The organism is Microbispora sp. H10836 (genome assembly GCF_012999525.1).
Taxonomy (GTDB): domain Bacteria; phylum Actinomycetota; class Actinomycetes; order Streptosporangiales; family Streptosporangiaceae; genus Microbispora.
Map to the genome: position 1 here is coordinate 93296 of NZ_JABBWU010000017.1, position 19898 is coordinate 113193.

Here is a 19898-nt window from a genome sequence, read left to right on the forward strand (position 1 = left end):
GCGGGGTTCGCGATGCTGGGCCGGTCGGAAGAGGAACCGGGCAGTGTGAGGAGGGCGGGTGACGCGAGCCGCCTCCCGTTCGGCGTGGGGGACGTGGATCGGGTTCGAGTCCTGTCCCGCGCTGCTCGGCCGCCTCGTCGAGGGCTTCACCGGTCCCTGGACACCGCTGGAGGACGTCCCCGTTCCCGCGCGGGCGGCGGGCGACGCGGACGCGAGCCCTGGCGCCGAACCCGCCCCGCCAAGCGCGGACGACGTCGGCCGGGCGCCGGACGGGACCGGTGCGATCGGATGCGTCGTGCTCGCCGTGCGGTCCCCTGCCGACCTGCGCAGGGCGGTGCCGCTGCGCGGCCTGCTGCCCACGGCCACGCGGGTGCGGATCGCCGTCGCCGACGTGCCGCCCTGGGCGGCCCAGCCCCTGCCGGCCGCCGCGCCGGGCGCCTGCTGGCGTCACCTGGCCGAGATACGGGTCGCCCGCCGCGGGCGCGGCTGGCACCTGGACGCCGCCTTCACCGAGCCCGTGCCGGCCGGCGACGTCGTGGCCCACGTGGCGCGCGGCCTGTTCGGCGCGTGCGAGGCGACCACTCCCGTCGCGGGGCTGGAGGGCGGCGGCACGGCCGACTGGCGGCCCGGCGACCCCAACGTGACGCTGGTGCCGCCCGGCGGGCCGGTGCCGGACCGCCGCGACGCCCCCGGCTGCGATCTGCCGCTGCGCCGGGCGCAGGCGGACGGCCCTCTGGTTGACGGCCCTCTGGTTGACGGTCCGATGCTTGACGGCCCGGTGGTGGACGGCCTGCTGCCGCCGCTGGACGAGGCCGTGGTCAACCCCATCGGGTTCCGCCGGCAGCCCTCGCGGGGGATGGCGGCGCTCGCCGCGCACCGGGACGGGTTCGCCGTCACCCTCGGCGCGGACAGGCTCGTACGCCTTCCGGCCTCGGGACGGGTCACGGACGTCGACGTCGCCCGCCTGCGGGACGTGCGCGGGATCGAGGTGCCCGCGATCGGCCCACAGGCAGGGGAGGGGCGGGCGAACGCGGTCGCCCGCGTCGTGGCCGCCCTCGCCGCCGCGGGGATCCCGGTGCTCGCCGCACCCGATCCCGCCCGCGACCGGGCGCTGGGCCCCCGCCTGGCCGCCGCGCTCGCGACCGTGACCGGCGAGGCCATCGCGTCCGATCTGCGCCGTGAGGAGCTGAGCATCCGCCTGCGCAGGGCCGCGCTGCGCGAGCACGGAGCCGCCGCCCGCTGGCGGGGTCTCGCCCTGGCCGCCGGCCTGCCGGTGCCGCCGGAGCCGCGGGTCTCGATCCTGCTGTGCACGCGCCGCCCGGAGATGGTGCCGTTCGCGGTCGAGCAGATGGAGCGCCAGCGCGGCGTGACCGCCGAGCTGATCGTGGGGCTGCACGGCTTCACGGCGAGGGAGACGGCGATCCCCCGCACGCGCCTGCCGCACACCGTGATCGAGGCTCCGGCCACGACGCCGTTCGGCGAGGTCCTGAACCGGATGGCGGCCGCCGCGTCCGGGTCGTACCTGACGAAGGTGGACGACGACGACTGGTACGGCCCCGACCACCTCGCCGACCTCCTGCTCGCCCGGCACTACAGCGGCGCCGACCTCGTCGGGACGGCGGCGGAGTTCGTCTACCTGGAGTCGCTCGACGTGACGATCAGGAGGTGCATCGGCACCGAGCGGTTCGCGCCGCTCGTGGCCGGGGGCACGATGCTGGTCACCCGGGCGGCGTTCGAGGCGGCCGGCGGATTCCGGCCGCTGGCGAGGACCGTGGACGGCCAGCTCCTGCAGGCGGTGGAGGCCGTCGGCGGCCGCGTCTACCGCACCCACGGTCTCGGCTACGTGCTGCGCCGCCGCAGCGCGTACGGCCACACCTGGCGCCAGCCCGTGCAGTCGTTCCTCGCGGCCTACCAGGAGCAGTGGCGCGGGCTGGTCTTCAACGAACTGATGGAGGACGGTGCCCCATGGCGGGCGGAGGTGAGGACGTGACGGGGGCTGTGCGCATCCCGCTCAACGACTACGGGGTGCTCGGGGAGCCGCCCGCGCCCGGGGAGTGGACTCCGACGCGGACGGTGAGCGTGGTGATCCCCGCCTACCGCGCGGAGCGCACGCTGCCGCTCACGCTGGCCGGCCTGGCCCGGCAGACCTACCCGGCCCACCTCATGGAGGTCGTGGTGGTGGACGACGGCGACCGGCCCATGGCGCCGCTGCCCGACTCGCCGGCCGGGCCGCTGCCGGAGCGGCTGCGGGTGGTCCGCCCGCGCGGCGGGGCGTGGGGCAGGGCGAGCGCCTGCGCGGCGGGGGCCGAGGCGGCGCAGGGAGAGGTGATCCTCTACCTGGACGCCGACCTCGTGCTGTTCCCCGAGCACGTGGAGGCCCAGATGCGCTGGCACCACCTGGCCGACTACCTGGTCGTGCTCGGGCATCTGCGGTTCGTGCCCGGCCTGGACGAGGTCCCGGCGAGCGAGGTGCTCGCGGCCGTCGAGGCGGGCGCGGTGCACAAGCTCTACGCCGACGAGGACGCCACGCCGCAGTGGACCGAGCGGCGCTGGGACCAGACCGACGACCTGCGGGTGGCCGGCTTCAACGCCTTCTCCGTCATGGTCGGGGCCACCGCGTCGCTGCCGGCCCGCCTGCTGCGCGCCGCCGGCGGGCTGGACGCCTCGCTGGTCCTCGGCGAGGACACCGAGCTCGGCTACCGGCTGGCCCAGGCGGGGGCCGTGTTCGTGCCCGACCGTCACAGCCGGTGCTGGCACCTCGGCCGGTCCACCGTCATGCGCCGGGAGACCGACGTGAAGCGGCACAACTGGCCCCACCTCGCCGAGCGCGTCCCGAGCTTCCGCTGGCTGCGCAGGCACCCCCACCGCTCCTATCTGGTGCCGTACGTCGACGTCGTGGTCGAGGTGGGGGACGCGTCGTTCGAGGAGATCAGGGCCACCGTCGACGCCGTGCTCGCCGGGCGCCTGCCCGACGTGCGGGTGACCGTCGTCGGGCCCTGGGGGCGGCTCGGCGGCGGGCGCCGGGACCCGCTCGGCGATCCATCCCTCGACCTGCGGCTGGTGCTCGCCTGCTACCAGGGCGAGCCGCGCGTGCGGTTCCGCGAGGCCGTGCCGGACGACTGCTTCCCCGTGCCGTTCCGTTTCCACTGCCCGCCGGGCTGGGTGCCCTCGCGCGGCACCATCGGGTCGGTCGTGAAGCACGCCGACCGGCAGCGGCTGGGCATCGTCTCGCTGGCGCTGGACGAGCGGAAGGACGGCCGCGTCGTCAGCGCCCGGCTGGAGCGCACCGCCGCGATGAGCCGTGCGCGGCGATGCGCCGGGCCGGGGGACGACCTCGACGACCTGGTCCACGAGATGTACGGCACGGTGTGGGACGCGGGCTCCACGTGGGGATTCCTGCCCGCCGCGCTCGCCGCGGCGACCGTGCCGCCGATGCCCGGCCGCGCGTGGACGGGCGCTCCGCGTGAGGCGGGCGCTCCGCGTGAGGCGGGCGCTTCGCGTGGGGTGACGGCTCCGCGTGCGGCGGGCACTCCGCGCATGCCTGCATCGCTCCGCTCGGTGCCGAAATCGCTCCGCTCCGTGCCGAAGTCCCTTCGCTCGCTGCCGAAATCACTCCGCTCACCGCTCGCCCGCTCGGTGCCCAATCCGCTGCGCCGCACCGCCCGGCTGCTCCGCAGGCGCCTGCGCGCGCTCGTGCGCCCGGCCTGAGCCCAGCGACCTCCGACCTCCGACCGCCGACCGCCGACCTCCGATCGCCGTTCCGCCGAACTCGCAAGGACCAGCCATGCCCCGCCTGAGCGTGATCGTCCCCATCTACGACGTGGAACCGTACCTCGCCGGATGCCTGGCCTCGGTCGCCGCGCAGACCTGGGAGGACGTCGAGGTCGTCATGGTCGACGACGGCTCGCCGGACGGCAGCGCCGGGATCGCCGCCGGCTTCGCGGCGCGGGACGGCCGATTCCGCCTGGTCCGCCAGGTCAACGCGGGGCTCGGCGCGGCACGCAACACGGGGGTGCGGCACGCGAGCGGGGACTACCTGATGTTCCTCGACAGCGACGACCTGCTGCCGGCGCACGCCCTCGAATACCTCATGGCGTCCCTGGAGCGTACGGGGTCGGACCTCGCCACGGGCAACGTGCTGCGCCTCGACGGGCGCGGCGCCCGTCAGTCGGCCATGCACCGGGCCGTGTTCGCCGACGCCGCCGCGGCGACCCACATCACCCGGACACGCACGCTCCTGCGCGACCGCCTGGTGACCAACAAGCTGTGGCGCCGCTCGTTCTGGGACGCCCACGGGTTCGCCTTCCCCGAAGGCGTGCTGTACGAGGACATCGCGGTGGCCCTGCGCGCCCACTTCCTGGCGCGGGCCGTGGACGTGCTGCCCGCGCCGGTCTACCTGTGGCGGCGGCGCGAGGGCGGCGGCCGTTCGATCACGCAGGACAAGACGCGGACGGCGCATCTGGAGGACCGGTTCGCCGCCGTCACCGAGGTCCGCCGCTTCCTGAGCGAGCACCACTTCACCGCGCACATCCACGCCTGGGACCACGCCGTCCTCGACGGCGACCTCACGAACTTCCTCGACGTCCTCGACCAGGGCCCCCCGGCGTTCCGGGAGCGCTTCCTCGACCTCGCCGGCCTCTACCTGGAGGACGTGGCGCCCCCCGTGCTCGACGGGCTGCCCGCCCTGCGGCGTCTGCAGTGGCATCTGGTGCGGCTGCGCCGCCAGGCCGACCTGCTGGAGGTCCTCGCCTGGGACCGGGAGGTGGAACCCGACCGGCGGCTCGTCCGCAGGATGGGCGGTCACCATCTGAACGTGCCCCTCGCACGTTCCGCCGAGATCCCCGCCGCCGTGACCAGGGCCAGGGACGAACTCGTCCCGCGCCACCGGATCGACGCCGTCCGGTGGGAGGACGGCGTGCTCGTGGTGGAGGGCCGCGCCGCACCGCCGTTCCTGCGGCCCACCCGGCGCGTCCACCAGCAGGTCTTCGCCACCCTCGTCCACGAGCGGACCGGACGGCGCGTCCGGGTGCCGGCCTCGGTCATCAGGACCCGGATCTCCGCGAAGTCGAAGGAGCGCGACTGGGGCGGCTTCCGGCTGGCGATCGACCCCGAGGCGCTGGCCAGGCCGGGCCGCCTCGGGCGGTGGCACGTGGAGCTGCGCGTGCTCCACCGGGGCGTCCTGCGGCGCGGGCGGCTGACCGATCCGCGCGCCGCCGCCTCGATCGCCGAGCAGGCGGGATACCGCGCCGTGGGCCCCGACCACTACGTCGCGCCGCTGCTCGGAGAGACCGGCGACCTCGTGCTCCGGGCCGAGCGGGAGACCGCCCGGGTCGTCACCCACGAGGTGCGAGACGGCCGCCTGCGTCTGGTGGGCCACGTCGTCAACGACCTCGGACCGAGTCCGCTGCTCCAGGTCACCCGGCGTCCCGGCGGCGTCCCCCGCACCTGTCCCGTGCACGTCGACCGGCGGACTTTCGAGGCCGTCGTCGACCTGCGCGACCTGCTGCCGGCGAGCCGGACCTCCGAGTTCCGGGAGGTCGTGCCGGCGGAGGTCGCCGCGCCCGAGGTCTGGTGGGAGGTCGCGGTGCGGGCCGCCGACGGCACGGTCACGCCGGTGACCCTCGCCGAGGACGTGCCCACCGGCCGCTACGGCCTGGCCGGCCGGGAGATGGTCGTGTTCCGGGACCGCACCGGCGGCCTGGTCCTGCGGGACCAGCCCGTCGCGGCGTACGCCGACCTCGCCGAGTGGCTGCCGGGCGGCGAGCTGCTCGTCGAGGGCGGCCTCGCCGTGCCGTACGAGATGTCGGCCCTGGTGGTGACCGCACTCAACCCCGTTCCCGGGCGCGGGGAGTGGCTGCTGCCGATCGAGGGCGCGGGAACCCGCTTCCGGGCACGGCTGACGCCCGAGCGGGTGGGCTCACCCGCCGGGCCGCTGCCGCTGCCACGCGGCCGGTACGCCCTGTCGATCCGGGCACGCGCCGCCGGGGGGAGCTGGGCGGACCTGCCGCTGGAGTTCGACACGGACGTGCCGGCGGCCCACCAGACGGCCCGCCGTACGTTCGGGATCGTCACGACGGGCCCCGGCCGGGCCCTGCTGACCGTGAGCGGCGACCTGACCGCCGACGAGCGCGGCAGGAAGGCGCAGCGGGCGCTGCGCACGACGGCCTATCCCCAGATGAGGGACAGGCCGTTTCGGGACGCCGTCCTGTTCGACGGCGGCGCGGGCACCCGATTCGGCGGCAGCCCGAGGGCCGTCTGCGAGGAACTGCGCCACCGGGGGATCGACCTGCCGTTGCTGTGGAACGTGCGGGACGGCCAGGTCGCCCTGCCGGGCGACGTCGAACCGGTGCGCACGCTGGGACGGGAGCACTACGAGGCCCTCGCCCGGTGCCGGTACGTCGTCACCGACGCGCCGCTGCCGCCGTGGTTCGAGCGCAGGCCCGGCCAGATGGTCGTGCAGACCTGGCAGGGCCCCCTGTACACGGGCAAGGACGCCCCCGGCGGCTTCGGGGCGGGTCAGTGGACCCATCTCGTCTCCCCGGGCCCGTGGTGGACGCCGCTGCTGCGGCGGACGCTCGGCTTCGACGGCGAGGTGCGGGAGACCGGCCTGCCGTGCGACGACCTGCTGACCGGTCCCGGCGCCCGCGAGCGCGCCGCCGAGGTGCGGCGCCGCCTCGGCCTGCCGGAGCCCGCCCGCGTCCTGCTGTACGTCGCGGGGGAGCACGACACACTCGACGCCGGGCGCCTGGCGGCCGGGCTCCCGGAGGACCATGTCCTGCTGGTCCGCCGTCCCTCGCGGCCCGGGCCGGACGACGCCCGCCTCCGGGACGTCACGGGCCATCCGGACCCGCATGAGCTGTACCTCGCCGCGGACGTCCTGGTCGCCGGGGACGTGACGGCGGTGTTCGACTTCGCCGTGACGGGGCGGCCGGTGCTCATGCACGCCGGCCGGCCGCAGGACCTGTGGCTGCTTCCCGAGGCGCCGGGGCCGGCGCTGCTGCGGGAGGGGGAGGTGCTCGACGCGGTCGCGCACCTCGACGAGGTCGCCGACAAGCACCGGGACGCGTACGCCGCGTTCCTGGCGCAATACCGCCCGCTGGCCGACGGGCAGGCCGCCCGCCGGGTGGTGGACGCCCTGTTCGGCTGACCGCCGCGATACGTGTGCCGCTGTCAAGTGACGGCGGCGACCAGCGCGACGAGGCCGATGGCGAGGAAGACGCAGCCTACGATCGCCAGTCCCACCGCTCCGGCCAGGCCACGCCCCGACGAGGTGTCCATCCGCGCCTTGCGCGGATCGTCCGGGTCGTACAGCACGGCGACCTGGCGGCCCGTGAGCCTGAAGATCTCGAAGGACCCGCCCTTGGTCTGGCCGAGGAATCTACCGGCCGCTCCCGAGCGCGGGAAGATCTGCCGGCGATCAGGGGTCGAAGACGTCGAGGGCGCCCATGGCGATCCTGGCCCGCACGTCGTCGACCGTCATCGACTGTCCCGAGACGCCGCGCACCAGCACCGGCCAGTGCGCCGCCGCGGCCTCCACCAGCTCGGCCGCCAGCGCCTGCGATCCCGGTGCCTCGAACACCTCCAGCAGCACGCAGGTGCAGGGGGCGTCTCCGAGTACGTCGCGGGTGACCGAGGCGGGGCCGGGCGGGGTCGCCCGGGCGTCGGCCAGCTGCACCCAGACCCGGGCGAGCCCGCGTTCGACAAGCGCGTCCGCGTCCTCGCCGCGGCCCGCGAGACCGCCCAGCGACCGGACGAGCCGTTCGACGTGCCGGGGCGTCACGTCATGGGGGAGCGCCATCGTCACGAGGGCGACCCGGCCGCGGCGCGCCGCGGCGGGGGACGGGTCGTGCCATTTCACGGCGTCGAAGAAGCCCGTCCGCCGATTCGCCAGCCGCCGGTGGAACCGCTGGACGGTGAGGATCTCACCGCCGAAGTCCCTGACGAGCAGCGGCCAGCGATCGGCGGCCGCCAGCACGATCTCGGCCGCGAGCCACTGGCTCCCGGGCTCGCTGGTCATCTCCAGGACCAGGGCGGACCGGGGCGGCAGGCCCAGCGCGGACGCGTACGCGGCCCGGAGATCCTCGTAGCGGAGCAGGCCCGGGTCGAGCCACGCCCGGACGGTTCCCCCGTCGCGTTCGAGGGCCGCGTCGTAGTAATCGGGCGAGCCCTCGCCGGCCTCGCAGCCCAGCGACTCGACCAGTTCTCGTACGTCGCCGGGCGTGATGTCCGCACCGAGAACGACGACGACGTTCCTCGACACCTGATCTCCTCCCCACCGCTCGGTGGACCTCCCCGCCCGGCTCGCGGGTCAAGAGGCCGCAAAGCGACGGTAAGGCAATGGGGATGGGCCGGGTGGCGTGCCGCCGCGCGTCGGCATCCTGACGGCGTGACGGTGCCTCCCAGCCTCTCGGTGGTCGTCCCCCTGCACGGCGGGGAGGAGCACGCCGAGGAGTGCCTCGAATCCCTGCGCGACCAGACCCTGGACGACCTGGAGGTGATCCTGGTCGGGCGCCCGCGCCTGCGCCCGCCCGACCACAGGTTCACGCTCCTCACGCTCGGCGACGGCGGCGACGACCTCGGCGTCACGCGCAACGCGGGCGCGGCCTTCGCCACCGGGCGCTACCTCGCCTTCGCCGACCCCGGCTCGGTCGTCCCCACGGACGCCTACCGCGCGCTGGTCGGCGCCCTCGACCACACCGGCTCCGACCTCGCCTGCGGCCGGATCCGCACCTGGACGCCGAACGCGCAGGACACGGCCCCGAAGGCCAAGGAGTTCCTGCGCACGCACATCACCCGGCATCCGAAGCTGCTGGACGACCCGCGGGCGGGCGGCACGGTGTTCCGCCGGGAGTTCTGGAACCGGCACGCCTTCGCCTTCCCGGCGGGACTGGGCGAGGACTTCCCGGTGACGATCCCCGCGCACGTGCTGTCCACCTCGGCCGACGTGCTCGGCAGCGTGGTCTGCCTGACGCGCGGGTCCCGGCCGCCCGCCGATCCCCTGTGCCGCCTGCGGGCGTCGCTGGAGGTGTCGGACCTGCTCGGCCGGCACGCGCCCGCGTTGCGCGCGGCGTACGACCTGCGGCTGGCCGAGGGGCCCGACTTCGAAGCGGTGCTGGACGCCGTACGCGACCGCGTTCCGGACGGGCTCGCCGAGGCCCTGGGCCGTCTGGACCCCGGCGCGGTCGAGCGGCTGCCGGTCCTGCGGCGACTCCAGATCCACTTCGCCGCGCAGGGCATGACCGGCGAACTGGCGGAGCTGCGGATGTTCGCCGCGTCGGAGATCAGGCACCGGGGCGTGCTCCGGCGGGGGCTGCGGCGCCGCCGCTGGTATCTCGACTACCCCTTCCGGCGCGACCCCCGGCTTCCACGCTCGCTGTTCGACGCCACCCGCGACCTGCGGCTCGTCGCCCGTGTGGACGACGTACGCCACACCGACGACAGGCTCGTCCTGGCCGGCCACGCGTACATCGCCCATCTGGACAGCGGGCGCAGCGGGATCGAGCTGTGGCTCCAGCGGGGGGAGGAGCGGCTCACCCTGCCGGTACGGCGGACCCGCAGGCCCGACGTCACCGCCGACTCCCGGCAGTCGGCCGCCTGCCACGACGACTCCGGGTTCGAGACCGTGGTCGCCCTCGACGCCCTGCCTCCCGGCAGGTGGGCGCTGCACGCGCGGGTCCGGGCGCGGGGCGTGACCCGGGCCGGGCGGGCGGCCGGGGGCGCGAGCGAGCGCGTTTTCGACGCCGGGGGCGTGCGCGTCAGCCTCACCCGCGACCGCGGGCTCACGCTCGGCCCGAGCGCCGCGGGCGGCCCCGGTCCCGATCCCGGCGGCCCTGGTCCCGATTCGGGCAGGGTGAGCGCGATCCGGTGGACGGAGTCCGGCGAGCTGATCCTGGAGGGGACGGGACGGTGCCCGTCCTGCCGGATCGTCCTCGAGTGCGGTACGGAGCGGCACGCGTGGCCCGTCCGCCGGGACGAGGCGGTGTGGACGGTCGCCGTCGGCGCGACGGCCGAGGGGCTTCCGCTCCGCAGCGGGACCTGGCGCGTGCTCGCCGTGTCACCGGAGGGCAGGGAAGATCGGGTGCGCCTGAGCCCGGCGCTGATCGCCGACCCGCCGCGGCCGCGTGTCACCGGGTTCCACGAGGTCTCCGTCCGCACCTCACGCGACGGCGACCTGAGCCTCGTGGTGCGTCCCGCGCTCGGCCCGCACGAGCGCGGGCCGTACGCGACGCGCAGGCGGCGGGCGGCGGCGCCGCGACGCACGGCCCTGCGGAACGCGGCGGTGTTCGACAGCTACGGCGGCGGACAGTACTCGTGCAACCCCCGGGCCGTCTCGGAGGAGCTGGCGCGCCGCCACCCGGACGTGGAGATCGTCTGGGTCACCCGGGACGGGCAGTTCGCGGTCCCGCCGGGCGTGCGCCTGGTCCTGTTCGGCTCGCGCGAGCACGAGGAGGCGCTGCGCACCAGCCGCTTCGTCGTGGCCAACCGGCGCACCCAGCCGGGGTGGTACCGCAAGCCGCGGGGACAGACGTTCGTGCAGACCTGGCACGGCACGCCGCTCAAACGGCTGGGGCTCGACCTGGAGGGCATGCCGTACGCGCGACGGGTGTCGCGCGAGGAACTGGCGCGGCAGGTGGCGACCTGGGACCTGCTGCTGTCGCCGAGCCCGTTCGCCACCGCGGCGCTGCGGGGGGCGTTCGGCTACGAGGGGGAGATCCTGGAGTCGGGTTACCCGCGCAACGACGTGCTCTTCGACCCCGCGCGCGCCCGCGAGGCGCGGCGGCGGCTGGGCCTGACCGGCGACCGGCGGGTCGTCCTGTACGCGCCGACGTGGCGGGACGACGAGGCCACCGGGCGGCTCGCGCTGGACCCGGTCCGGGCGGCCGGGGCGCTGGGCGACGACGACGTGCTGCTCGTGCGGGCGCATTACCTGGTGGCGCGGGACATGACGATCCCGGCCGGAGACCGCATCCACGATGTCTCGAAATTTCCAGACATGGCGGATCTCCTGGCCGCCGCGGACGTGCTCGTCACCGACTACTCGTCGGCCATGTTCGACTTCGCGTGCACCGGGAGGCCCATGGTGTTCCTCGCCCACGACCTGGAGCGCTACCGGGACGAGGTGCGCGGCTTCTACTTCGACTTCGAGGCCGAGGCCCCCGGGCCCGTCCTCAGGACCGGCGACGACGTGTTCGACGTGCTGCGCGGCGGCGACCTCGGACGGTTCGCGGAGCGCTACGAGCGCTTCGCCCGCAGGTACTGCCCCTGGGACGACGGGCACGCCTCGGCGCGCGTGGTCGCGCGCATGCGGTCATGACCCGCGCCTCCCGGCGCACCGCGCCGCGAGCGCCGCAGTCACCCCGGCAGCCCGGGTCACGTCCGGCCGAGGCGCCCGAACGGCCCGGGTGGCGGGACCGGCCGGGTGTCGTGACCGTCGTGCCCGCCGTCGTCGCGCTCGCCGCCGGGCTGTGGGACCTCGGCGGGCCGCCGCCGTGGCGGGACGAGGCGGCCACCGTCAGCGCGGCCGGCCGGACCCTTCCCCAGCTGGCGCACCTGCTGCAGTCGGTCGACGCCGTGCACGGCCTGTACTACGCGTTGACGCACGTCGTCGCGCATCTGTCCGGCACCGGCGAGGTGGCGCTGCGGATGCCGTCGGTCGTCGCGGGGGCGCTGGCCGCGGCCGGGACCGGCGCGCTCGGGCGCGCGCTCGGCTCCCCCCGCGTAGGCCTGTACGGCGGCGTGCTGCTCGCCCTCATGCCGATCTTCTCCAGGTACGTCCAGGAGGCCCGGCCGTACCCGATGGCGGCCGCGGCGGCCGTCGGGGCGACCCTGCTGTTCCTGCGCCTGCAGCGGTCGCCGACGTCGGGGGTCCTGGCGGCGTACGCGGCGGCGCTGACCGTGCTGGCCTATCTCAACCTGTTCGCGTTCCTGGTCGCGGGGGCGCACGGCGTCGCCCTGATCCTGTCCAGGGGACCGCTGCTCCGGTGGGCGTGCGCGGTGACGCCGGCACTGGCGGCCGTGGCGCCGCTGGCCTGGCTCGGCTCCCGGCAGAGCGCCCAGGTGGGCTGGATCTCCCGGCCGGAGGCGGCCGACGTGGGCAGGCTGGCCGTCCAGCTGTCCGGCGACCTCGGCGGGGCGACAGGACCGGGGGTGGCCCCGCTGACCTGGGCGCTCGCGCTCTTCGGCCTCGCCAGTGCCGCGGTCGCCGGCGTACGCCGGGCTCGCGCCGCGCGCGGTGTGGAGGAGCCCGCGGCATGTCAGGCGGAAAAGTCCCGCGCGGCGGACCCGGTCGGCCGGACGCCTGCCGGTGCGGCGGGCCCGGCCCCCTTGCCCGGCGGACACGGGGCGCTTGTGCGGCTGACGCTGCCGTGGCTGCTGGTGCCCGCGCTGGTGCTGCTCACGGTCTCCTGGACGGTCCATCCCGTGTACGTGTTCCGGTACGTCTTCTGCTGCGTCCCGGCGGCGGCGCTGCTCGCCGGGGCGGGCCTGGCCGCGCTGCCCCCCGGGCTCGCCGCCGCCGTGCTGGCCGCCTGGCTCGGCCTGTCGGTGCCCGGGCAGCTCGCCACACGGGGGCCGGACGGCAGGCAGGACGATCCACGGCCGGTCATGGCGCTGCTCGCGGCCGAGGCGAGGCCCGGGGACGGGGTGCTGTTCGTCCCCGCCAAGGTCAGGAAATACGCCGTGGTCTATCCATCGGTCTTCGGCAGGCTCAGTGACGTGGCGCTGGCCCGGTCACCCGAGCGGGACGGCAGCTTCCCGGGCCGCGAGGTGGGCCCCCGGGTGCTCGCCGCCCGGTTCGACGGGCTGCGCACGCTCTGGGTGGTCGGCCATACGGGCAAGAACGCGATGCCCGCCCGCCGGCGTGCCCTGGTCGCCCGTTCGTTCGCCCCGGCCGGCCGCTGGACCTTCCGCGGCCTGTTCGTGGACAGGTACGTACGGCCCGCTCACCGCTCGAACGGCGCCGGGGTGGGGAAGTAGGCCTCCAGGAAGCGCGCCAGCAGGGCGTCCTGCTCGACGGTGGTGGGCGCGGTGTCGTTGAGGCAGAACACGTCGTGCCTGCGCCGGGCGAGCATGCGGCGGAGCTTGGCGGGAGTCTTCGGCAGCGACAGGTCGACGTAGGTGTAGTCGACCGTGCCGGGGACCGCCCGCCCGCTCAGGTAGCCGTAGTAGTGCGCCAGCGAGGACACCACGGAGATGTCCCGCGACGTGCGGAACCTGCTGCGGGCGGTCGCCGCGAACTCCGCCGCGAACCGCTGCTCCAGCTCGTACATCAGCGACCGGCGCAGCGCGTACGGCACGTGCTTGAGCTTCTGTGTGATCGTGCGGCCGGTCAGGTCCTCCAGGATGCGCCGGTTGTTCATGCCGGCGGCGTGCACCGGCGACTCCTCGGTCTCCGGCACCCCGAAGGGCACGTGGACGGTGCTGGGGAAGAACCGGGTGATCCCGTTGCCCTCGAAGAAGGTCCGGGGAGGCAGCGGCCGTCCCAGGAAGAAGTCGTCGTTGAAGTACAGGAAGTGCTCGCTGAGCCCGTCGATGTGGTGCAGTTGCGTCTCGATGGCGTGGGAGTTGAACACCGGCAGCACCGACGGGTCGGTGAAGATCTCCTTGTGGTCGACCACCGCGACCATGGGGTGAGTGGTGTCGAGCCACGGCGGCGTCTGACCGTCGGTGACGATCCACACCCGGTTGATCCAGGGCGCGTACATCAGCAGCGAGCGCAGCGAATAGCGCAGCTCGTCCCTGCTGGTGAAACGCGCCTCCGTGGTCGCCATCTCGCTCAGCGGGCCGCCGGAGCGCTGCGCCTCGCCGCGCTCGGCCTGGTCGCGGCGCGCCCGCCAGGCCGGGTCGGCGCCGTCCACCCAGGTGTAGACGGCGTCGATCGGGAAGTCGATGTCGTCCAGCAGCCGCCGGACGAACTCGGGCCGGGTGCGGTAGGAGCGGGCCCGGCGGGCGGTGCACGCCAGCGGGGTGAACAGCTCCTCGCCGCCGTCCACCGAGGGGCCGTCGGCGGGCACGCGGTCGCAGGCGGGGTTCGGCCTCGGCGCGACCAGCTCGTCGCCCTCCCGGGCCCAGAACTCCAGGTCGCAGCCGTTCTCCGGGCCGAGTGTCAGCGTGCGCGAGGGGCTGGCGAAGTACATGGCCACCCGTACGACCCTGGCGTCGCCGAGCAGCGCCGCCGCCCGCCGCAGCGGGCGCATCCGGCCCGCGTCCGCCTGGCGCGCCCGCGACCCCTGCCTGCCGTACGGCTGCCGCGCCGCGAACAGCGGGTGGTCGCCGGCCGCGAGCGCGGCGAGCGCGCGCGTGCGCGAGTCCTCGGGCACGGCGACGACGGGCGGCCGGTTCGGCAGCGGCCGGACGCAGAAATACGGCACGCCCGCCCGGCTCAGCAGGGCGCACACCACGTCCAGCGTCTCGCGCTGGGCCTGCAGCGGACCCGCGTCCGGCCGGATGAGCGCGGCCCGTGGCGCGGGCTCCCATGACGGCAGCCGCCCCTGCAGCCGCCGGTACAACGTGACAACGGGCATGGTCTCCCCCTCGAACACGGACTGTAACCGATCGGCGACCGGATTGGCGGATGGTTTACGTAGACGGGGAAGACGGTCAAGAACCGGCAATGAGATGCCCTGCCTGTTACCGAAGAGCAGGCCAACGGCTACCCGTTGTAGTCATTCTTGCCTGCATGGGGGGCTTCACGCTGGACGACATACTCGCGACGCGCAAACCGAGAGACTCGTGGTGGACCGTCTTCATGGTCGATCCGCTCGCCTGCCGGCTCGCGCTGCTCGTGGCTAACCACACTCCGATCACACCGAACGGGCTGACCAGACTGTCCATGCTGATCGGCTTCGCCTCGGCGGCGGCCTTCGCGGAGGGCATGCTCGTCGCCGGGGCGGCACTGTTCTATCTCAGTTTCACGGTCGACTGCATGGACGGGAAGATCGCCAGGCTCAAGGGCACGGGGACGCCCTTCGGCCTGTGGCTCGACTACGTCGGCGACCGGCTGCGGGTGGTTTGCTGCGCCTTCGGGCTGGGGTTCGGGGAGTACGCCCGGACGGGCGATGCCGATGTGGCGCTCGCCGCCGTCGGCGTCGTCGTGCTCGACCTGTTCCGCTACATCAACGGCCCGCAGCTGAAGCGGGTCAAGGACGCCACCCGCGCGCTGGTGGAGGCGCGGCTGGAGGGGCAGTGCGTCCTCGCCGAGAGCGTCCTGCGGGCCAGGCCGAGGGCCGAGCTGGGGCGGGCCGCCGCGGAGTTCGGCCAGGTCGCCGACGACACCGGCACCACCGTGGTCGACCTGCAGAAGGCGTTCCACGCGCGCTTTCCCTGGTACGACAGGTTGCGCGTCTTCCTGGTGCGGCGGCGGGTGCGCACCCACGTCGTGAGCGGCATCGAGTTCCACGCCGCGGTCTTCGTCGTGGCCCCGCTGCTCGGACCCGCGGCCCTGGTGCCGGTCGCGGCCGTGGCCGGCGCGCTGTTGCTGGCGTTCGAGATGAGCCTGGTCTACCGCGTCTGGCTGGCGTCGCGCCAGGTGCCCCGCACCGCCGCCGAGAGACAGAAGATCCTCGTCTGACCGGCCATTCTCGGCCCGATCCACCAGCTCGTACGGCGTGACGCCGTAGGACCCGCGTCACGAGCCGCGCCCGGGGGAGGGCGGCGGCCTGGCGTCCGGAAATTTCACCACGGGGGAGAGAACTCATGCATTCGGACAGACCTGTCTTCGTCGTCGGCTGCCCGCGCTCCGGCACCACCATGCTGCAGCTCATGCTGCACTCGCATCCGCGCATCGCGGTCCCGCCCGAGACGCGGTTCCTCGTCCCGGCCTACTTCTCCCGCCGGGCGTACGGCGACATGCGGCTCGCCGACAACAGGCGCAAGCTGGCGACCTGGATCGCGGAGGGCCGCACCACGAAGTTCCACGAGCTCGGGCTGAGCCGCCCCGACTTCGTCCAGGCGGCCATGCTCGGCCCGGGCAGCTTCGGCTCGGTCGTCGGCATGGTCTTCAAGAGCTACGCCGAGCGCTTCGGCAAGCCGCGCTGGGGCGACAAGCGGCCCAGCTACTACCGGCACGTCGAGATGCTGATGCGGATGTTCCCCGACGCGCAGTTCGTCCACCTCGTCAGGGACGGCCGCGACTGCGTGGCCTCGCTCAAGCAGATGCCCTGGTACAAGGCGGACGCCGTGCACGCCATGGCCAACTGGGCCGAGGCGATCGACTTCGGCCGGCGGCACGCCCGCAAGCTGCCCGCCGACAGCTTCTACGAGCTGCGGTACGAGGACCTCACCGCCGACCCGGAGACCGAGCTGAAGAAGCTGTGCGTGTTCATCGGCGAGGACTACGACCCGGAGATGTGCGAGCCCCGTCACATGGCCGAGCTGGCCGTGCCCAAGCACAAGGTGTGGCACAGCAACACGCACGAGGAGGTGACCACCGCCCACTCGGGCAAGTGGGCCTCCCGGCTGGAGCCCTGGGAGATCTCGTTGTGCGAGGAGGTGCTCGGCGAGCGGCTCACGGCGTACGGCTACGAGCTGAGCGGCGCGCGCAAGGCCGACCGCGAGCACGTCGCGGCGTTCAAGGCGGCGGCGGTCAAGCGCCGCACGGCGCGGCTGCGCAAGTACAACCGCGACCGGCTCACCCGGCTGCGTGAGCCCGGCCCGATCGCGGCCCTGCTCACCGAGGGGCAGCGGCGCCTCGCCGGCCTCCCCCAGCAGCGCTCCGCCGAGCTGATCCCGCGCTGACCCTCACGGCGCCTACGCGGGTGGAGGGGCGACCGAGGAGCGCTCGATGAGACGGGAGCGCAGTGTGTGGGTCTGCCTGCCGGGCTCGGCCCCCCGCACGATGTCGAGGAGCACCTCGGCGGCCTTCGCGCCGAGATCGTGCACCGGCTGCTCGATCATCGTCAGCGGCGGGTCCATGACCGCCGCCCAGGCGCTGTCGTCGAAGCCGATGAGGGCGACGTCGCGCGGATAGGACAGCCCGGCGGCTCGCAGGGCGCGCAGGGCTCCCGTCACCGCCTCGGTCTCGGTGCAGAACAACGCGGTGATGCGGTCCGGCAGGGCGAGCATGCGTGCGACCTCCTCGGTCACCCGCTCCTCGACCTTCCGCCCGACCATCACCAGCTGGGGATCGAAGGGGATCCGGGCGTCGTCGAGCGCGTCGAGGTAGCCGCGCAGGCGCTCGCCGTCGGTCCACAGGTTGCGGGACGCCGCCGCCAGCAGCTCGCGCCGGGTCGCCGGCGGCTCCGGCACGGGCGGCCCCCACACGAACCCGATCCGCCGGTGCCCGGCCGCGATGAGCCGCTCGACCGCCTCGCGGGCGGCGTCGCGGTTGTCGATGACGACCGCGTCGAGGTCGAGCGAGGGGACCGCCCGGTCGACGAGGACGACCGGGACGCCGCGGTTCAGCGCCTCCTTGACGTGACCGACGTCCCGGCCGCTCAGCGCGGCCGAGGCGACGATGACGCCGTCGACGCGCTTGTCGATCAGCACGTTCATCGCGGCGACCTCCTCGTCGAGCTCCTCGTAGGTGCTCAGGACGATCGTGTCGAAGCCGCGGGCGCGGGAGGCGTCGCAGATCCCGCGCACCACTCCGGCGAAGAAGGGGTTGCCGATGTCGGCGACGATCACTCCGATGGTGTGGCTGACCCCGGTCGACATGCTGCGGGCCAGCGCGTTGGCGCGGTAACCGAGCTTCTCGGCCGCCTCCAGCACGCGCTTGCGCAGCTCCGGGCTGACATGCCCGTACCCGCCGAGCGTGCGGGCGGCGGTCGCCCGCCCGACACCCGCCTCGGCCGCCACCTCGGAGATCGTGGGCCGCCCGGCGGCCTGGCCCCGGTCAGCTGGCATGGGTGGCGTCCCTCACTTCTCGAGATCGCGGGATGGCGACATGGTAGCGACCACCGGCCGCCCGTGGCCGAAAGCGCCTTCGACCAGGCACTGGTCGTGGGCCGACCGCGCGCCGTCGCGCAGGGCGGTCGCGATCACGTCGCCGGCCGGCGCGGCGCCCGCGCGCCAGCCCGCGCGCAGCAGGGACACCGCGAACCCCGCGAGGAAGGCGTCGCCGCAGCCCATCGTGTCCACCATCAGCCGGGAGTCCTCCACGCGGACCGCCGCCGTGGTGAGGGGGACGCGGCCATCGTACGCGATCGCGCCCTCCTCGCCCCGGGTCGCCAGCGCGAGCGTCGCACCCCGCCGTACGACGTCGGCCAGGAGGACCCGCGTGGCGTCCTCGCCGAGGTGCGAGCACGACAGCAGGACGAGATCGGCGTGCGGGCAGACCCGGTCGAGGTACTCCGGCGTGCGGTACTCGTCCTCGCTGGACAGGTCGTAGCTCACCAGCGTGTCCAGCCGGGCCAGCTTCGGCAGCTCGCTCTCGCTGCCCGAGTACACGCTGGAGTGCACCAGGTCGAAGGAGGCGGCGTAGCGGAGGAGGCCGTCGTCGAGGACGATCGGCTCCCTGGTGGTGACGCCGCCGCCGTTCCAGCCGAGAAAGACCCGGTCGCCATCGTCGACGCGCAGGGTCGAGACGCCGCTCTCGCCGGCCCGTACGGCGCAGCGGTCGACGGCGACCCCCTGCGCGGCGATCGACTCGCGGATGAAGCCGCCGAGGTCGTCGTCGCCGAACACGCCCAGGTAGGCGGCGTCGGCGCCGAGGCGCCGGGCGTAGACGGCCACGTTCACGCTGTTGCCGCCGGGGTATTCGATGCCGCGGTCGAGGAACCGGTCGACGATGTTGTCGCCGAAGCCGAGGACTCTCATGGACTCTCCTTCAAGGCGGGCCCCCGCGTGGGGAACGCGGGGGCCCTGGGGGCGCGCGGCCGGCGCGGCGCCGTGAGCGGGGGATGGCGACGGATGACCGTCAGTAGTCCATGACGCGGTAGTAGCGGCGCAGTTCGAGGGAGTGGTCGCGCACCCTCTCCAGGTGCTTGCTCAGCCGGCCGGTCGCCACGTCCATGACCAGGGGCCCGAGCAGGCCGCGGAACTCGGGGCTGATCCCCTCGAGCGGGTAGTCCTTGGTGTCGAGGACCGTGACGTCCTTGGAGACGCGCCTGGCGAAGGCCGCCGCGCGGTCGGTCAGCGGCCGCCCCTCGTCCTCACCCTGGAAGACGAGGACGCTGGTGTCCTCCTCCAGCAGTTCGAGCGAGCCGTGGAAGAACTCCGCGCTGTGCACCCGCGTGGTGTGCAGCCACTGCATCTCCTCGAGGATGCACATGGAGTACAGGTAGGTGTACGACCACAGGTTGCCGCCGCCGATGAGGAAGTAGTAGCCCGTGTCCTTGTGCTCGTCGGCGAACTTCTCTGCGACGGGCTCGGTCTGCCTGGCCACCTTCAGCAGGATCCGCGGCAGGCCGCCGAGCTCGGCGGCGAGCTTCTCGTAGCCCTCGAACTCGCCCCGCCGGGACAGCAGCCGGGTCGTGAAGAGCAGCATCTGCGGGTCGAACGGCCACGCCTTGGGCTCGGTGATCAGCGCGGTGTCCACATTCAGGGCGACGGGCGACTCGGGGTAGCCGGTGATGCCGATCGTGTAGGCGCCCTTGGCCTTGCAGTACTCGATGGCCCGCACGGTGTCGTCGGTGGTGCCGGAGGCCGAGGTGAAGATCGCGACCGACCGCTCGCCCAGCGCCGCCTCGCCCGCGGCGATCAGCTCGGCCGCGATCACCGCGCGCACGTCGAAGGTGGAGCGCTGCCGGGCCAGCCGCTCGTACGGCCACATCTGGGCGTAGGTGCCGCCGGCGCCGACCAGGTAGAGGTTGTCGAATCCCTCGTCCACGAGCCGATCGACCAGTTCCTCGATCTGCGGCCGCAGCGCCACCGCGCTCGCCATCTGGGAGAGGAATTCCGGCTCGTTGAATCCGAGCATCATCGCGTCCTTTCGGGGATTGCCTGCGGACCGGGGCGCCCTG

The 19898-nt window shown here is 74.3% G+C and carries 13 protein-coding genes; 7 read left to right on the top strand and 6 right to left on the bottom strand.

The features are described 5' to 3' along the window. Positions 1-58 precede the first annotated feature (58 nt). The 3 genes from HHX30_RS28195 (at position 59) to HHX30_RS28205 (ending at position 7147) form a co-directional block, all read left to right on the top strand. The gene (locus tag HHX30_RS28195) at positions 59-1990 is read left to right on the top strand and encodes a glycosyltransferase family 2 protein (protein ID WP_169985269.1); all 1932 of its coding nucleotides are present in this window, start codon (positions 59-61) and stop codon (positions 1988-1990) included. Continuing rightward, entirely contained in the window at positions 1987-3708 is a 1722-nt protein-coding gene (locus HHX30_RS28200) for a glycosyltransferase family 2 protein (RefSeq protein WP_169985271.1), read from the top strand. The genes HHX30_RS28195 and HHX30_RS28200 overlap by 4 nt, the downstream gene beginning before the upstream one ends. A gap of 76 nt (positions 3709-3784) precedes the next feature. Then, the gene (locus HHX30_RS28205) at positions 3785-7147 is read left to right on the top strand and encodes a glycosyltransferase (RefSeq protein ID WP_169985273.1); all 3363 of its coding nucleotides are present in this window, start codon (positions 3785-3787) and stop codon (positions 7145-7147) included. Between the two features lie 23 nt (positions 7148-7170). Here HHX30_RS28205 and HHX30_RS43445 read toward each other — a convergent pair whose 3' ends face one another. Continuing rightward, a complete protein-coding gene (locus HHX30_RS43445; RefSeq protein WP_311922899.1) occupies positions 7171-7407 on the bottom strand; it encodes a DUF3592 domain-containing protein in 237 nt (78 codons plus the stop codon). Positions 7408-7417: 10 nt separating this feature from the next. After that, the gene (locus HHX30_RS43450; RefSeq protein WP_169985277.1) at positions 7418-8260 is read right to left on the bottom strand and encodes a hypothetical protein; all 843 of its coding nucleotides are present in this window, start codon (positions 8258-8260) and stop codon (positions 7418-7420) included. Positions 8261-8386: 126 nt separating this feature from the next. Here HHX30_RS43450 and HHX30_RS28220 point away from each other — a divergent pair, with 126 nt between their 5' ends. Both HHX30_RS28220 and HHX30_RS28225 read left to right on the top strand, forming a co-directional pair. Continuing rightward, a complete protein-coding gene (locus HHX30_RS28220; RefSeq protein ID WP_169985279.1) occupies positions 8387-11314 on the top strand; it encodes a bifunctional glycosyltransferase family 2 protein/CDP-glycerol:glycerophosphate glycerophosphotransferase in 2928 nt (975 codons plus the stop codon). A 110-nt stretch (positions 11315-11424) separates the two neighbouring features. Next, a complete protein-coding gene (locus HHX30_RS28225; RefSeq protein ID WP_169985280.1) occupies positions 11425-12975 on the top strand; it encodes a glycosyltransferase family 39 protein in 1551 nt (516 codons plus the stop codon). On the opposite strand, the gene HHX30_RS28230 is transcribed toward HHX30_RS28225, so the two are convergent. Further along, positions 12942-14522: a stealth family protein gene (locus HHX30_RS28230; RefSeq protein WP_169985281.1), complete on the bottom strand. Its 1581-nt coding sequence runs from the start codon at positions 14520-14522 to the stop codon at positions 12942-12944. The two genes, HHX30_RS28225 and HHX30_RS28230, sit on opposite strands and share 34 nt — an antisense overlap. Before the next feature lie 155 nt (positions 14523-14677). Here HHX30_RS28230 and HHX30_RS28235 point away from each other — a divergent pair, with 155 nt between their 5' ends. Beyond that, complete coding sequence (locus HHX30_RS28235; protein WP_169985282.1) at positions 14678-15568, top strand: CDP-alcohol phosphatidyltransferase family protein; 891 nt, start codon at positions 14678-14680, stop codon at positions 15566-15568. 125 nt (positions 15569-15693) lie between these two features. Continuing rightward, positions 15694-16734, top strand: a complete 1041-nt coding sequence (locus HHX30_RS28240; RefSeq protein WP_169985284.1) for a sulfotransferase — start codon at positions 15694-15696, stop codon at positions 16732-16734. 12 nt (positions 16735-16746) lie between these two features. Here HHX30_RS28240 and HHX30_RS28245 read toward each other — a convergent pair whose 3' ends face one another. The 3 genes from HHX30_RS28245 to HHX30_RS28255 all read right to left on the bottom strand — a co-directional run bounded on the left by HHX30_RS28245 (position 16747) and on the right by HHX30_RS28255 (position 19858). Continuing rightward, entirely contained in the window at positions 16747-17841 is a 1095-nt protein-coding gene (locus HHX30_RS28245; RefSeq protein ID WP_169985286.1) for a LacI family DNA-binding transcriptional regulator, read from the bottom strand. A 12-nt stretch (positions 17842-17853) separates the two neighbouring features. After that, positions 17854-18753 (bottom strand): PfkB family carbohydrate kinase, encoded by a 900-nt coding sequence (locus tag HHX30_RS28250; protein ID WP_169985287.1) that lies wholly within the window; start codon positions 18751-18753, stop codon positions 17854-17856. Positions 18754-18853: 100 nt separating this feature from the next. Further along, on the bottom strand, positions 18854-19858 hold the full coding sequence (locus HHX30_RS28255) for an SIS domain-containing protein (RefSeq protein WP_249350530.1): 1005 nt from the start codon (positions 19856-19858) through the stop codon (positions 18854-18856). Positions 19859-19898: the final 40 nt, after the last annotated feature.